We start from the raw sequence: 15,784 nt of genomic DNA, 5'->3' as shown, positions 1-15,784 counted from the left end.
TCACCGGCCGCGGCTGACGGCCCCGCCCACGGGCGTTCATGCCCGGCTCCATCGTTCGTGCCCCATCCGCCCCCCGCAAGCCGACCGCGGAAGGCTCCATGCCTCACGGCGGTGTCCGCGCACGCGGTCTGCTCCTGCTTCACGCTCATGCGGCCGGTCGGCGTCGTCCTCGACAACCGCGCGGACGACTCGAGGCCGCGTTCCCGGCCCGCCCCGCCCGAGATGCGCCATCGAGCCGGGGGGCCGAGATTGGAGGTACCGGCCACCCGGCGGGCGACCTCCGTCGCACCGGCCACGTGATGCGGAGGAGCCCGTATGACGAGAGAGCGAACCGCACTCCGCGCCACGAGCGGCGGAGCACTGCCGCAGACACTGTCCCGGGCACTCGTCGCGACGGCTTTGCGCGGGGCCTCCGGCTCCGGGAGGATCTGACGTCCGGCTCGCAGGCAGGCGCCGCGCAGGCCGGGACCGGTGCACCGCCGCCTCCGCTGGCGCTGATCGTCGGCATGTCCGGCTCGGGCAAGACGACGGTGGGCCGGCTTCTCGCCGAGCGGCTCGGCTGGTCCTACCGGGACGCGGACGAGTTCCACTCCGCGACCGCCCGGGCCGCGATGGCAGCCGGCCAGGCACTCACGGACAGCGAACGCGACCCCTGGCTGAGCGCCGTCTCCGCGTGGATGGACCACGAGATCGCCGCGCACCGGCCGGCGGTCGTCACCTGTTCCGCCCTCAAACGCGCCTACCGTGACCGCCTGCGGCGCGGGAGGCCGCAGGTGCGCCTGGTGTATCTGCATGGCGCACCCGAACTGATCCGGTCCCGGCTGGCCGCCAGACGCGGCCACTTCTTCCCGGCCGCCCTGCTGGAGAGCCAGATCGCCGCCTTCGAGGAGCCGGAACCGGACGAGCACCCGCTGGTGGTGGAGATCGACCAGCCGCCGGAGGCGATCGTCGCCGAGCTGGCTTCGTTGTTGCAGCCCGCCCCCGTACGCGGGAGCGCCGGGGGAGTGGTGGCTCCAGTGAGCCCGACAGGTGAACAGTGGACCCTGCGGTGGCAGCGGCAGACGGCCGTCGTCGTCCAACTGGGCGCCGCCCTGCGCCACTACGAGGCGGACGGCAGGGCCCTGCTGGACGGCTTCGCCGCCGACGCCCCCGTCACCGGCGGAAGAGGGCAAGTGCTCGTCCCCTGGCCCAACCGCATCGGCGACGGCCGCTACCAGTTCGCAGGATCAGACCTGCAACTCCCGCTCACCGAACCGGAGAACGGCAACGCGATCCACGGTCTCGTCCGCTGGGTCCCGTGGCGATTGCTCGCCCGAAGCGAGGAAGCACTTCGGTTGGGCACCGTCATCCGTCCGCAACCCGGCTATCCGTTCTCGGTGGACGTGACCGCCGAATACCGACTGGGCCCCGACGGCCTCGACGTCGCGATCTTCGCGACCAACGTGGGGAACGGGCCCGCACCCTACGGCGTGGGGCAGCACCCCTACCTCACGCTCGGAACCGGTACGGTCGACCCCCTGGTGCTCACCGTGCCCGCACGGGACCGCGTTCTCACCGACGACAGGGGGCTGCCGGTCGGTCGGGAGCCCGTCGAGGGTTCGGCCTTCGACTTCCGTACGGCTCGCCCCATCGGCCCCGCACGGCTGGACACCGCCTTCAGCCTCGACCGCGACGACGGCGGCTCGGCCGCCGTACGCCTGGCGCACCCCTCAGGGGCCCACGGAGTGGACGTCCGGCTCGGCGAAGGCGCCCGGTACGTGCAGATCTACACAGGCGACACCCTGCCGGCGGCCGAACGCCGGCAGGGCGTCGCGGTGGAGCCCATGTCCTGCCCACCCGACGCCTTTCGCAGCGGACCCGGTCCCGACGTACTGAACCCGGGCGAGACCCATGTGCTCCGATGGGGCCTGACGGCATGGCAGTCCTCGTGAGCGCATGAGCTGATCGGCCGGCGCCGGGTTGCGGCCAACCGGGGGAAGCTGCTCTGCCCAACGGCCGAACGGCGGCCCGCCGGGGGGATGGCCGCGCACATGGGTGATTGCCTGTACCCCGCCTGCCGGGCAGCAGCCGGGCGGGCCGGAGCGCCACAGCAAGGAGACAGGGCCTCATGGATTCTCACGCCGGGGCAGTGCGGGGTGCTCTGCCGGCCAGCTTGCTGAAGGGCCAGACCGCACTCGTGACCGGTGCCAACTCGGGCATCGGCAAGGCGACCGCCATCGGACTGGGCCGGGCCGGAGCCGACGTGGTGGTCAACTACGTGGCGGGTCGCGAGGCGGCCGAGCAAGTGGTCGAGGAGATCACGTCCTCCGGGGCGCGCGCGGTGGCGTACGAGGCCGACGTGTCGCAGGAGACCCAGGTGGCCGCGATGGTGGAGCGGACGGTCCAGGACTTCGGGACGCTCGACATCCTGGTCGCCAATGCCGGTATGCAGCGTGATGCCGCGTTCACCGACATGAGTCTCGCCCAGTGGCAGAAGGTCCTCGACGTCAACCTCACAGGTCAGTTCCTGTGCGCGCGGGAGGCGGTCAAGGAGTTCCGCCGGCGCGGAGTGGTCCCGGAGGTGTCCCGGGCGGCCGGGAAGATCATCTGCATGAGCTCCGTGCACCAGCTCATCCCCTGGGCGGGGCACGTGAACTACGCCTCGTCGAAGGGAGGCGTGCAGATGATGATGCAGACCCTGGCGCAGGAGCTCGCACCGGAGAAGATCCGGGTGAACGCCGTCGCCCCCGGGGCGATCAAGACCCCCATCAACCGCAGCGCCTGGGAGACGCCGGAGGCCCGCGAGGACCTCCTTCGTCTGATCCCCTACGACCGGATCGGTGAACCCGAGGACATCGCCCACGCTGTTGTCCTGCTCGCCTCCGACCTCATGGACTACGTCGTGGGGACGACCCTCTACGTCGATGGCGGAATGACGCTCTTCCCCGGCTTCGCAACCGGCGGCTGACCCCTTTCGCGGGACCCGAACAGCGAAGGCGGCTATGCACACCTCGGTCCACCTGCTGGCGAGCGCTCCGGACCAGCTCCTGCCGGCCAGAGAGCTCATGGCCTTCACCCTGGCCTCCCACATCATCCTGGTCCCGTTGGGTGTGGCCCTGCCGCTGATCACCCTGGTCATGCATTACCGCGGGCTGCGCCACAAGGACGCGACCGCCCTCCTGCTGGCGCGGCGCTGGTCGGCCGTCATGGCGGTCCAGTTCGCCGTCGGCGTCGTCACCGGCACCGTGCTCTCCTTCGAATTCGGTCTGCTGTGGCCGGGGTTGATGGGCAGGTGGGGCGATGTCTTCGGCATCGGCTTCGGGGTCGAGGCATGGGCGTTCTTCCTCGAAGCGGTCCTCATCGCCATTTACCTCTACGGATGGCGGCGGCTGAAGCCCCGGACGCACTTCCTGCTCGGGCTGCCGCTCCCGGCCGCGGCGCTGCTGGGAGCCTTCGGCATTCTGGCCGCCAATTCGTGGATGAACACGCCCCAGGGCTTCTCCCTGGACGCCGCCGGCCGTCCGACGGACGTGAACATCTGGAAGGCGATCTTCACGCCGATGTTCGGTCCGCAGTACTGGCACTTCGTCGTGGCCATGCTGCTGACCGCGGGCTACCTGGTGGCCGGCGTCTACGCGGTCGGGTGGCTGAGAGGGCGCCGCGACCGCTACCACCGGCTGGGCTTCATCGTGCCCTTCACCCTCGCGGCTGTGGCGACCCCGGTGCAGTTCGTCCTGGGCGACTCCATCGCCCGGTCGGTGTTCCACAAGCAGCCGGTCAAGTTCGCGGCCATGGAGATCGTCTGGAAGACCGACACCCGCGTACCGGAGTACCTCTTCGGCCGCCTCCATTCCGACGGCTCGGTCTCGGGCGGCATCAAGGTTCCTCTGCTCGACTCCGTTCTCGCCGGCTTCAGCCCGGACACCGAGGTCGTGGGGCTGACTTCCGTACCGCCGGACCAACGGCCGACGGCCGTTCAGGCGACGATCGCCCACTGGGCCTTCGACATCATGGTGCTCATCGGCTCCGCGCTGGTGCTCCTCGCGCTCTGGTACGGCCTGGTGTGGTGGCGGCACCGCAGGCTTCCCCGGTCCAGGTGGTTCTACCTCGGCGCGGCCTGCGCGGGTCCGGCGTCGGTGGTGGCCGTCGAATGCGGCTGGATCGCGACCGAGGTGGGCCGTCAGCCGTGGATCGTCTACCAGAACATGCGCGTCTCCGAGGCAGTGACGGCGACGCGTTCGTCCACCCTGTGGATCATGCTCGGCCTGGTGGTCGTCGTGTACGTGCTCGTCTTCGGTTCCCTCCTGGCGGTGCTCCTCAAGCTGCGCACCCGCTGGCGGCTCGCCGACGCGGAGCAGGCGGCCGGGCGCCCGGTGGACCCCCCGGAGGCGGGCAGCCCGTACGGCCCTCGTGCGACCGTTCCCGCACGTGACGGCGGTGGGGCCGCCCCGTCCGAAGGCGACCGGCGGTGACGGCCGACCTGATGGCAGTGGTCCTGCTGCTCGCCGTCGCCGCGTACGCCTGCGCCGGCGGTACGGATTACGGGGCCGGCTTCTGGGACCTGCTCGCGGGAGGCGCCGAACGCGGCAGGCGTCCGAGATGGCTCATCGATCACGCGATGGCACCCGTCTGGGAGGTCAACAACGTCTGGCTGATCTTCGTCTTCGTCATCATGTGGACCGGCTTCCCCACGCTCTTCCAGACGGTGTTCTCCGCCATGTGGCTGCCACTGGCGCTGGCCGCCGTGGGCCTGGTCCTGCGCGGCGCGGGCTTCGCCTTCCGGAAGGTCGTGACCCGGCGCGTCGGCCGACGGCTCTACGGTGCCGTCTTCGCCCTCGCCTCGCTCGTGACGCCGTTCTTCCTCGGCGCCGCCGCGGGGGGTATCGCCTCGGGCCGGGTGAAGCCCGGCACGGAGGCCTCGGCGGACGCCTGGTCCAACCCCACCTCGGTCATGTTCGGTCTGCTGGCCGTCGCCGCGACGGCCTTCCTGGGCGCGGTCTTCCTGGCCGCGGACGCCCGCCGCTTCGACGCACCCGATCTGATCGTCTACTTCCGGCGGCGCGGACTGCTGAGCCTCGCCGCGCTCGTGGTGCTGGTGGTGATCACCCTGTGGATCACCAGCGACGACGCCCCGCATGTGTGGCACGGACTCACCCATGGCGCGGGGCTCGTCCTCGCCGTCGTCGCGGGAGCGGCATCCTTCGTCACGGCCTGGCTGCTCACGCGCAGGCCTGGCGGCTGGGTCCGCGCATCCGCCGTCGCCGCCGTCGCCTGCGCGGTGATCGCCTGGGGCCTGGCTCAGCGTCCGTACCTCCTCCCGACGTCGATGACCGTCGCCGAAGGAGCCGGCGCACCGGCCACCCTGACCTGGCTGGCGTTCGTCACTCTCGTCGCGTTGCTGATCGTGGTTCCGGCCGTCGTCTTCCTGTACTGGCTCGACACCCGGGGCGACCTCGAAGAACTCACGGAGGCCGACCTGCGACGGGGCGGCGGCGCCCCGGACGGCGGGGAGGCGCCGTGACGGACGACGAGATCTACCTCGGAATCACGCTGGCCCTGCTGCTCGCCACCGGGTCACAGATCCTGGCGAGCAAGTGCGCGTTCCCGCGCTCATCATTCTGCTGCCCGCCGGTTTCGCGGCGGGCGCGCTGACCGACGTCATCCACCCCGACAAGCTGATGGGGCAGAACTTCGACGTCCTCGTGTCGATGTCCGTGGCAGTGATCCTGTACGACGCCGGCCTCGGGCTCAATCTGCGCAAGCTCACCGGCCGCACGCGGTGGATCGTCGGACGGCTGTTGCTGCTCGGCGTGCTCCTCACCTTCCTGATCACCGCCGCCATCGCACCGGCGATGCTCGACGTGCCCCTCAGGGTGGCGTCGATGCTCGGCGTGATCCTGGTCGTTTCCGAGCCCACGGTCGTGGGTCCCCTTCTCGACTTCGTACGGCCCACGGACAGGGTGCGCCGCATTCTCATCTGGGAAGGGACCCTGACCGACCCGATCGGCGGCATCCTGGGCGCACTGGTCTTCCACGCCATCGCCACCACGCACCAGGTAGACATCGGCCGGGGATATCAGATCGGCCAGTTCGCCCTCAGCATCGCCGTGGGCCTGGCCGGCGGCGCGGTGGGCACGGCGTTGCTCTGGCTGACGCTCCGCACGCTGCGGCTCGGCGAGACGCTCGGTACGCTCGCGCAACTGACCACGGTGATCGCCGTGTCCGCGGGCTCCGACATCGTCAGGGACGACACGGGACTCATCGCCGCCATCGTCACGGGCCTCGCCGTCACGAACATCAAGGGTTTCGACATGCCCGCGCGGCGTCCCTTCTTCGAGACCCTGGCCCAGCTGATCATCGGGCTCCTGTTCCTCCACGATCACGCCGGCGTCACTCGTCCCTGTGCTCCTTCCCGCCCTCCACACGGCGGGCCTCTCGGCTGTCGCCGCGCGGCACGACTGCGTCATCTCGGTGCCTCACGTGATCGGTGACTACGTGCACCGCGGCGCCGTCCTCGTCGAAGTCCACGGCGGTACGTCGACGCCTGAGGACCGGCGCGTCACCGATCTCATCGCGCTCGGTCCCGAGCGGACGATCGAACAGGACCCCGCCTTCGCCCTGCGGGTGCTCGTCGACATCGCCATCCGCGCGCTCTCGCCCGCTGTCAACGATCCCACCACCGCCGTACAGGTCATCAACCACATCGAGTCGTTCCTCACCGTGGTAGGCCGGGCGCCGCTCCCCGGCCAGTACACGCCGGCCGGTGACGACGGCAGGCAGCGCCTCAGCCTGCGGGGGAGGGCGTGGGAGGACTACCTCCAGCTCGCCGTCTGGGAGATCCGCGACTACGGGGCGACGTCCGTACAGGTCTGCCGACGCCTGCGGGCCTTGCTCGAAGCGCTGCTCGACAGCCTGCCGCCGGCTCACCATCCGGCGGTCCGGGCAGAGATGGATCTCCTGAGTGCAGCGGTGGAGCGTGCGTTCCCCGATGCGGCCCGCCGTGTTGTCGCGCAGACGCCCGACAGCCAGGGCGTGGGCGGCCGCTCGCGGGGGTGACCGTGTCTCCAGCCACCCCGCAGCCCGCTCAGCCCGGAGCGACCCATCCATGCCGGACGGCATGGCCGCCGAGCTGCATCCGCGTCCGGACCCCGGCCAGGTCCATGAGGTGGCGCAGGCGCCGGTGCAGGGTGCGCGGTGACAGGCCGAGCTGCGCCGCCGCCGTGGGGTCGGTCAGGCCGGCCAGCAGCAGGGCGAGGATCTTCCGGTCGAGGTCGGTCGGGCCTTCCGCCGCGAGCTCGACGGCGGGTTCGGACTCTCCGCCCGCGCCCGGCAGTTCGAGCGGATGGGCGGTGCGCCATACCGTCTCGAACAGCGCGTCGAGCGCGTCCAGGAGGCCGCTGCGGTGCAGCAGTACGGCGCCCGGCTCCCCGGCCGGTGTGACCGCCAGCGGGACGAGCCCGAGTTCGGCGTCGGCCAGCACGAGTTTCATCGGCAACTGGTCGGCGACCCGCAGTTGCACGCCGTTGCGCAGGGACTCCGCCGCATCGGCGATGATGCCCGGCTCCGCCAGCACCGCCCGGTCCAGTACGGCCCTGAAATGTACGCCGCGACCGATGGCCATGGGCTCGGCCGAATTCTCGTCGGGCCGCACGGCGACGAACGGCGCGGTGATGAAGGAGCGGACCTGTGTGCGGGCCGCCTGCTGTACCTGGAGGAAGCGATGGCGGATCGCGTCGACGCCCGTGACGACCTCGATCAGGTCGCTGATGCTGCTCCCGGTCATCGCTGCCCGGTGCTCCTCGGCGAAGGTCACCAGCGCCTGCTCGGCCCTGCGCAGACCGTCCCGGCGCTGGCCGATGAGAGCGCCCAGAGCCATGGCAGGCGGCGCGGCGGTGAACCGGTCGTCCGCCGACCTGATCGCCAGCCCCCACTCGACCAGACGGCCCAGGGCCCTGTCGACGGGGGTCTGCGGGGCATCGAGCAGATCCGCCAGCAGCGCCGCGGGGCAGTCCGGCTGTCCGAGCAGCGCCCGGTAGACCCGCTCGTCATCGGGTTCGAGGCCCAGGACATCCAGCATCGTCGATCGACTCTCTTCCGCTTGCCGCAGCGGGGAGAGTATGCGCCATGGCGGCAGACCCTGAATAGTCCCTGGTGGGAGCAGGTGCGAGGGCAAGGGCCCCGGGGAGTCGCCTCCCCGGGGCCCGGTGGCGCGGTTCATCGCAGGCCGTACGCCCGGATGATCTCGTTGCTGACGCTGTAGCCGCGGTCCGTTCCGGCGCTCGCACGGACCGAGACGAAGCCGCCGGGCTTCTTCGCCGTCTTGAACGACCCGGTCCAGTACCCGTCGGCTCCCTTGGCCAGGGTCACCTTCTGCCAGGTGGCGCCGTCGTCGTACGAGACGTCGAGCTTCACCGTGCCGACCTTGCCCGGCACGGTTCCGGAGTCCATCGACACCGGCTTGATCCCGATCTTCTGGGTCGCACCGGCTCTCACGTCGCCGTGCAGGTCCGACTCCAGTTTGTAGTCCAGATTCAGCACCGAGAACCGCTCGAAGAGTTCCGAGTCGACGGTGCCGGACATGAACGTCCACTCCGTGTGGGTGCGCGTCGACAGCCGGAAGACGTCGCCGGGCCGTTCGGCGTCGAGGACGGCGCGGTACGGCAGGTTGCCCGCGGGCACCTCCTGCCACTGCATGTCTCCGCTGACCGGGTTGTCGTGGATCAGGGTGTCGCCCTGGAAGACCTTCAGGTGGGACGGAGTCTCACCCCAGGGCAGGTAGCCCCCGAGCCGCATGGTGTCGCTCGCGGAGGCCCATGCCTGCACGTTCCATGTCATGTAGTTCTGCCAGCGGGAGTTGTACACACCGAAGGACTCGCCCTGGCCCGGCCGGGTCGCCGGAGCGAACCAGTTCAGTCGGGTGGTGGTGCCCTTGGCGTACGTGTTGTCGCCCGACACCATCACCCAGGGCAGGGTTCCGTCGACGCCCTGCGCATGGAACTCCCGCCACACCTGGCCCGGTGTCACCCATTCGGTGCGGGTGCCCGGGTGCCACTCCGCCTCGGGGAAGTTGAACGACGGGCTGAGGCTGAAGTCGGAGCGGTAGCCCTCCGCGAGCCCGCCCTTCGCGGCCGCGTAGTAGCGGGCATCGATCCGGGCCAGGTCGCGCTGGGCCGGCTGGTAGACCAGGGGCCGGTCCGGCACCTGGCCGGGGTACTCCCGGGTCAGGTCGTAGACGAACGGCGTGTACTCGGTCTGCTGCACGGTCAGCTTCAGGGCGCCGCCCTTGGCCATCGAGACGAGTGACTTGCCCGCGTCGCGGTGCACGGTGGCGACCGGGATGGCCGACTCGCCGACGTACTCCATCAGGGCGCCGACGCCGTCGTTGACCACGATCAGTGCCTTCGCACCGGCCGCGGCCGCCGCCTCGGCGCGCTCCTGCGGCGCGACCTCGTCGCTGCGTGTGACGACGACGACCTTGCCCTTGGCCTTGATCTTCTCGTACGCGGCCGCCTCGCCGTTTCCTGCCCAGACGGCGTCCAGCCGGTCCGTGGCGGTGCCCAGGGCGCTGCCGGCCTGCGCCAGCGCGTCGAAGCGGAGCCGACCGCCCATGGCGCTCAGGCCGAGTACCGGCTCGCCCTTGCGCCAGCGGGTGGTCAGGAGGAACTCGCCCTGCTTCATCGGCTTCGTCGGCGCGACATAGACGTCGTCGTACGACGGCGGCAGCACGTACGCGCTGCGGAAGTCCGTGAACGGGTCGAGGCCCTTGTAGTGGACGTTGAAGTCGACCTTGCGCTGACGGTCCTCGGTGCGTTGCGGCGCCTCGGTCCGCAGCAGGCGGGCCTTGCTCGCGTCCAGCACCACGTCCGCGGAGGCGTTGCCGAGCACCGTCTCCGGTGCGACGAGCACGGCCAGGCCCGAGCGGTCCGCCTTCTCGCCGGCCACGTCGAGGTACGCCGCGACGGTGTAGAGACCGGGCGCCATGCGCATGGTGGTGGAGCCGTCGACGTAGACCGACCACGGCCAGAAGTCGCCGGCCAGGTTGACCGTGACCATGCCGGCGGCGGGCTTGCCGTCCCGGCCGACCAGCTTGATGTTCAGGTCGTAGCGCTCCTCCTCCTTGAGCAGCGCCACGGAGGTGCGGGTCACGGGCTTCCCCGTGACCGCGTCGGTCCCGATCACGTAGCCGGCATGCCGGCCCGCCGGGGCCGCCTTCGGGTCACCGGTCACCGGGACGGTGGCGGTGCCGCCCGCCCGTACGGTCACCGAGGTGGCGCCCAGGGCGAACGGGCCGTCGGCGTCGGTCAGCGTCAGGTTCAGCGTGACGTCGGCGGAACCCGTGTTGGTGAGGGTCAGGTCCTTCGTGACGGCGACGTCGCCCGGCTCGTGCGGCCAGGTGTAGTTGCCGAAGAAGAGCGATCCGGTGCTGCGGACCGAGGTGCTCACGGCGGCGGCGACGTCGACGCGGCCGGTGCCGACCTCGTACGGCGTATACCCGTCCGCCAAGCCCTTCACGGTGCTCATCAGCTGTTCCTTGAGCTGCGCGCCGGTCCAGTCCGGGTGCCGCTGAGCCAGGATCGCCGCTGCGCCGACCACGTGCGGTGTGGCCATCGACGTGCCGCTGATGGTGCGGTAGAGGCCCTCGCCCCCGTCGGTCATCTCCTGCGAGCGGGCCGAGGTGATGTCCACCCCGGGCGCCGAGATGTCCGGCTTCATGCCGCCGGAGTACGCCAGCGGGCCGGTGCTGGAGAAGGACGCGAGCCGGTCCTGCTTGTCCGTGGCGGCCACGGTCAGCGCGGAGGCGGCCGCGCCGGGAGCGGAGATACTCTCCGGGCCCGCGTTGCCGGCGGCTATGACGAACAGCGTGCCGTACTGCTCGGACAGCGCGTCGACCATCTGCGACATCGGGTCGCTGCCGTCCGTCGGGTAGGAGTCGCCGAGGCTCATGTTGACGACGTCCGCACCCGTCTCGGCGGCCCACTGCATGCCGGCCATGACCCAGGAGTCCTGGCCGGAGCCCTCCGCACCGCCGAGCACCTTGCCGACGAACAGATCGGCGCCGGGCGCGACGCCCTTGTTGTCGCCGCCGGACGCGGCGCCCGAACCCACGATCGTGCCGGCCACATGCGTACCGTGCCCGTTGACGTCGGTGACGGCCTCACCCGGCACGAAGCTGGCGGTGCCGTCGATCAGCCCCGCGAAGTCGGGGTGGTTGACGTCGATGCCGGTGTCGAGCACCGTGACCTTGACGCCCTTGCCGTTGTACCCGGCCGCCCAGGCCTCGGGCGCGCCGATCAGCGGCACGCTCTCCTTCAGGGCGGCTCTCACCCGGCCGTCGAGCCACAGTTTCTCCACACCAGCGCTCAACGTCGCGCTGCCCTGCGGGGCGACGCCGGCCCAGAAGGTGCGGGCCTGCTGCTTGTCGGCGCTGAGCGCGGCACCGTGGATGCCGTCGAGCTTGCGGGTCAGCTTGCTGCCCCGCGGGGCCTTCGGCTCGACGGCGGAGCGGGACTTCGAGCGTTCGTACGTCGCGATGAGCGGCAGCGCGGCCGACTTCGCGTCGTCATAGCCCATCTCGATCAGGTCGGTGACGTTGAACAGCCGCCGGTCCAGTTCGTCCTTGGCCAGCAGCGGCTCCGCCTCGTCCGGGGTGACGAACAGGTCGCCCTTGATCTCTTGGATCTTGACGCCGCCGACGGCGTGGTCCGGCCGGTCGACGTCTGCGGTCTGTTTGCCGTCGGCCATCGTGGTGACGGTGACGACGTCGCCGGTGACCAGGGTGACCTTGTGGGTCGCCGAGGGCGTGGCGGGTGCGGTGGGCTTGCTCGGAGCAGCTTGTGCGGGCGCTTGCAGAACGGCAAGCCCCGACGCCAGAAGCGGCACCGCGGCGGCAGCCGAGATCAGCTGTCGGCGCCTGCGCCGGAAGGCGGAAGACTGAAAGGGGGAGAACATGGCACGGGTCTATCCGCAGGCGACGCCCGCCGTGAAGGCCTGAGGGCGGCAAGTCCTTGCCATGGCAAGGACTCGACAGCGGTAAACGGCTGGAAGCCGGGCAAGGCGCCCATGGAGCCGGCGTTCACGGACCGGGCGCAGCGCGATGCGGCAGGCTGCCCGTCGCTCGGGGGCGGCTCTGCCGGCGCAGGGATCGTTGCGTCCAGCGACCCGAAAGAGGGTCGATCTAGCATGCACCTGTCAAAAATATAATCACGCCGACTCGGGCGCGGGGCGGTTGCGGGTGCAGGAAGCGGGCCGGGGCCGGGGTTCCGTCGCCCGAACCCGGCGCCGGTCCTCCCGACCTCACCCCGCACGTCAGGCGACGCGGGCGCTCCGGACGCTGCCCGACGGCGTGCTCACCGGCCCGCCTCGGCCGCGACTGAGGGGCAGGTCCTCACCGCCCCGCCCCGTGCGCGTCCCTGAGGTCACGCTTGAGGACCTTGCCGGTGGCGTTGGTGGGCAGGGCCGCGCGGAACTCCACGATGCGGGGGTACTTGTAGCCGGCCATCTCCTCCCTGCACCAGGCGACCAGCTCTTCCTCGGTGAGCGTCGCTCCCTGGGCGAGGACCACGCATGCCTTGACCTCCTCGCCGTGGCGGTCGTGCGGAACGCCGATGACGGCCGCCGTGCTCACGAACGGATGGGTGAGCAGCACTTCCTCGATCTCCCGGGGATAGACGTTGAAGCCACCGCGGAGAATCATGTCCTTGGCCCGGTCCACGATGTAGAACCATCCGTCGGAGTCGCGACGAGCCAGGTCACCGGTGCGGAACCAGCCGTCGCGCATCACCTCGGCCGTCGCCTCGGGCCGGTTGAGGTACCCCTTCATGACGTTGTGGCCGCGGACGACGATCTCTCCGGTGGCGTCGGCGTCGCGCACCGGGATCCAGTCCTTGTCGACCAGGTCCACCTCCACTCCCCAGACCGGGAGCCCGATGGAACCCGGGCGCACCTTCTGGCCGCGCGGGGCGAAGGTGACCACAGGACTGGTCTCCGAGAGGCCGTACCCCTCCATGATGGTGACCCCGAAGCGCTCGCTGAACCGGCGGTGGATCTCGACCGGCAGTGCGGCGCCGCCCGACCCGGCCATCCGCAGGTTCACGGCGATCTGCGACGGGTCCACGTCGGGTGCGTCCGCGTCGAGCAGGGCCCAGTACATCGTGGGAACACCGGCGAAGAAGGTGACCGCGTGACGCTGCATCAGGTCCAGGGCGGACCCGGCGTCGAAGCGCGGTAGCAGTACCAGAGTCGCCCCCGAGGCGAGCCCGGCGTTCATCTGCACGACCTGGCCGAAGGAGTGGAAGAGCGGCAGGGCTATCAGGTGTACGTCGTGCTCGACCTCGCCGAACAGCTTGTGGCAGGTCAGCACATTGAGCATCACGTTGGAGTGGCTGAGCTCGGCGCCCTTGGGCGTACCCGTGGTGCCGGAGGTGTAGAGAACGACCGCCGTGTCACCGGACTCGGTGGCCACCGTCTCGAAGTCCGCGCTCCGGCCTGCCAGCGCCGCAGTCAGGGTCTCGGCGCCCGTGATCGGCGAGTGCGGGGTAGGGGTGGCGGTCATGAGGAAGAAGTTCTCGCAGCCGGGAGTCACTCCGAAGCCGGACCAGCCCTCCAGGCCGATCGGAAGATCCGGGCTGCCTTCGAAGCAGAAGTAGGCTTTTGCCCCTGAGTCGGCCAGGTGATAGGCGATCTCGCGGCCCTTGAGCAGAACGTTGAGCGGGACGACCACCGCGCCCGCCTTGAGGATGCCGTAGTAGACGATCGGGAACCACGGAAGGTTGGGGCAGGACAGGGCGACCTTGTCGCCCGGCCGGATACCGCGCGCGTGCAGCAGGCCGGCCACGCGGCGGGCGGCCGCGTCCAACTCCGCGTAGGTCAGCCGCTGTACGCCCAGGACGACCGCCGTGCGGTCGGGCACCGTTCGGGCGCTGCTTTCCAGCAGCGTGGCGAGATTGAGCATGAGGTCTCCGTAGGGGATGGTCTGCGAGCGTGGGGCGTTGGCGGCTGCGGCGGGCGCCGGGCGCTGTTGGTCAGCCGCGCAACGCGGCAGCGAAGAGTGCGGGGAGTTTGGTCAGGCCCGGCGCCGCCGTGAAGCGGGTGAGGCGCTGCACCGTGGTCAGCGCCGTGCGGTGGGTGACGAAATACGGGGGGCGCGGGGACAGCGACGGGTCGCCCGTGAGAAGACCGCGCGGAGCGGGGGCGAAGGGGGCGCGCAACACGGTCTTCTCGATGTCTTCGAGCATGAAGGCGTTGTGCACGAAGCCGATGCCGCTGCCGATGTCCTGGCGCGTGTGGCCGGGGAACGCTCCCCAGGGGGTGAAGCCGAGCAGGAATCCGACACCCGACCAGCAGTTGACGCCGAGGGTGCCGTAGCGCAGTCCGGCGATGGCGAGGCGCACCGCCTCCGGGTTGCTCTTCTCGGTCCTCGGATGGACGATCAGCGTTGCACCGAGGGTGCCGGGCAGGGTGTCGTTGGCGAAGTCGACGGCATGGCGGAGGAAATCGGCCGGAGTCGCGCCCGGCAGGCGTACGACGCCCAGCGCGCTGCCGAAGACCTCGCCGATGACGAGCAGGTCGTCGTGGTCCGTGATGTCGGGCACGAGCAGCCGGCAGCCGTCGCCGTATGCCTCCGCCGTCGCATGTGCGGCTTGGACGGAGGCGAGGCGATCGGCGGCGCCGGGGTAGTAGTCGGCGCGCTCGGGAAGCGCGCGCAGCACGCGCCGGATCTCGTCGAGCAGCCGGTCGGAACCGTCCCAGTCACGCGGCAGGACCAGGACCTGGCTGGCGATGCAGTTGTGGCCGGAGTTGTTCATCTTGCTGGTGACGATGTGCTCGGCCTGGAAGCGGAAGTCGGCGTCGCTCCACGGGCCCGGTGTCACGATGCAGGGGCTGACCCCGCCCAGTTCGCTGCTGAGGGGCTTCGCTGTCAACGGGAGGTCGTCACGCCGGCGTTGCTCGGCGCCCTCGTCGGTGCCCCAGACGATGGCGTCGTGGGTACGCTCGCTGCCGGTGACATGAATGGTGTCGACGCCTTCGTGGTGGGCGAGATAGCCGCCCTCGGCCGCGCCGCCGTCGACGAAGCGCAGCCAGCCCCGTTCGATGAACTCGGCGAAGACGTACTCGAAGTGGGGGCGCACGTAGGCGTTGACCGGGTTCATCTTGGCGATGACGACCTGACCCTCGGCGTAGAGCTTGTGCAGGATGTCCAGCGCGGTGATGGCGGCGACGTTGCCGGCGCCCAGCACGAGGGCCACGGCCGGATCCCTCTGCCTGCCCCGGTACTCACCCGCGGCGCACGCCCGTGCCTGCTCCGCGGTGACGCCGGGGCGCATCCACACCTGGGCTGTGAACCCGTTGAGCAGCAGGGCGTCCCAGCCGGTGCCGGGAAAGACGTCCACACGGGTGTGGCCGTCCTCCTCGTGCACCGCCTTGCCGTCGACAGGGTCCTTGCCCGCGGCGATCCTTCGAAGGACGTGGAGATACGCCCCGGTGTTCTGGGCCACGGCCCAGGGGCCACCGATCCAGTCCTCGGCCGCCCAGCGGGAGTCCGGTTCGTACCCCTTGGCCCGGGCGCCCGCGCCGGCCATCTCGACCGCCCGCGAGATGACGCGCGGCTGCAGCCGCTCCAGAAGAGCGATGCGTTCGGTGAGCGGGGTGGTGGACCAGGACTCGGCGTTGCCGCGTACGTCGGCGACGGTGCGGTCGAGGAAGGAGGTGTCGAGAGCGCTGGTATTCAACGTCGTTCCTAGGAGAGGCGGAGTGGGAAGGGGGACCTGCTCCGGGGATTGCGCGACGAGCAGGCATGCGCGTGCAG

The 15,784-nt window shown here is 70.6% G+C and carries 10 protein-coding genes; 6 read left to right on the top strand and 4 right to left on the bottom strand.

What is annotated here, in order from left to right; all coding sequences use genetic code 11:
* Window positions 1-38 precede the first annotated feature (38 nt).
* The 6 genes from ABTX18_RS17885 to ABTX18_RS17860 all read left to right on the top strand — a co-directional run bounded on the left by ABTX18_RS17885 (window position 39) and on the right by ABTX18_RS17860 (window position 7,035).
* Complete coding sequence (locus ABTX18_RS17885; RefSeq protein WP_352123661.1) at window positions 39-1,931, top strand: gluconokinase, GntK/IdnK-type; 1,893 nt, start codon at window positions 39-41, stop codon at window positions 1,929-1,931.
* A gap of 176 nt (window positions 1,932-2,107) precedes the next feature.
* Entirely contained in the window at window positions 2,108-2,947 is an 840-nt protein-coding gene (locus tag ABTX18_RS17880; RefSeq protein ID WP_352123660.1) for an SDR family oxidoreductase, read from the top strand.
* A 34-nt stretch (window positions 2,948-2,981) separates the two neighbouring features.
* The gene (locus tag ABTX18_RS17875) at window positions 2,982-4,451 is read left to right on the top strand and encodes a cytochrome ubiquinol oxidase subunit I (RefSeq protein WP_352123659.1); all 1,470 of its coding nucleotides are present in this window, start codon (window positions 2,982-2,984) and stop codon (window positions 4,449-4,451) included.
* Window positions 4,448-5,500 (top strand): cytochrome d ubiquinol oxidase subunit II, encoded by a 1,053-nt coding sequence (locus ABTX18_RS17870; protein ID WP_352123658.1) that lies wholly within the window; start codon window positions 4,448-4,450, stop codon window positions 5,498-5,500. The genes ABTX18_RS17875 and ABTX18_RS17870 overlap by 4 nt, the downstream gene beginning before the upstream one ends.
* A gap of 73 nt (window positions 5,501-5,573) precedes the next feature.
* On the top strand, window positions 5,574-6,470 hold the full coding sequence (locus ABTX18_RS17865; RefSeq protein ID WP_352123657.1) for a cation:proton antiporter domain-containing protein: 897 nt from the start codon (window positions 5,574-5,576) through the stop codon (window positions 6,468-6,470).
* On the top strand, window positions 6,382-7,035 hold the full coding sequence (locus ABTX18_RS17860) for a DUF2254 family protein (protein WP_352123656.1): 654 nt from the start codon (window positions 6,382-6,384) through the stop codon (window positions 7,033-7,035). The genes ABTX18_RS17865 and ABTX18_RS17860 overlap by 89 nt, the downstream gene beginning before the upstream one ends.
* Window positions 7,036-7,063: 28 nt before the next feature.
* On the opposite strand, the gene ABTX18_RS17855 is transcribed toward ABTX18_RS17860, so the two are convergent.
* From ABTX18_RS17855 to ABTX18_RS17840, 4 genes are all read right to left on the bottom strand, one after another.
* The gene (locus ABTX18_RS17855) at window positions 7,064-8,056 is read right to left on the bottom strand and encodes a helix-turn-helix transcriptional regulator (RefSeq protein WP_352123655.1); all 993 of its coding nucleotides are present in this window, start codon (window positions 8,054-8,056) and stop codon (window positions 7,064-7,066) included.
* Between the two features lie 137 nt (window positions 8,057-8,193).
* Window positions 8,194-11,928 (bottom strand): S8 family serine peptidase, encoded by a 3,735-nt coding sequence (locus tag ABTX18_RS17850; RefSeq protein ID WP_352123654.1) that lies wholly within the window; start codon window positions 11,926-11,928, stop codon window positions 8,194-8,196.
* A gap of 436 nt (window positions 11,929-12,364) precedes the next feature.
* Entirely contained in the window at window positions 12,365-13,930 is a 1,566-nt protein-coding gene (locus ABTX18_RS17845) for a long-chain-fatty-acid--CoA ligase (RefSeq protein ID WP_352123653.1), read from the bottom strand.
* Between the two features lie 70 nt (window positions 13,931-14,000).
* Window positions 14,001-15,707 (bottom strand): aldehyde dehydrogenase family protein, encoded by a 1,707-nt coding sequence (locus tag ABTX18_RS17840; RefSeq protein ID WP_352123652.1) that lies wholly within the window; start codon window positions 15,705-15,707, stop codon window positions 14,001-14,003.
* Window positions 15,708-15,784 lie beyond the last annotated feature (77 nt).

The organism is Streptomyces sp. NPDC096323 (assembly GCF_040302845.1).
Lineage (GTDB): Bacteria > Actinomycetota > Actinomycetes > Streptomycetales > Streptomycetaceae > Streptomyces.
This window is presented reverse-complemented; position numbering and strand designations above follow the sequence as displayed.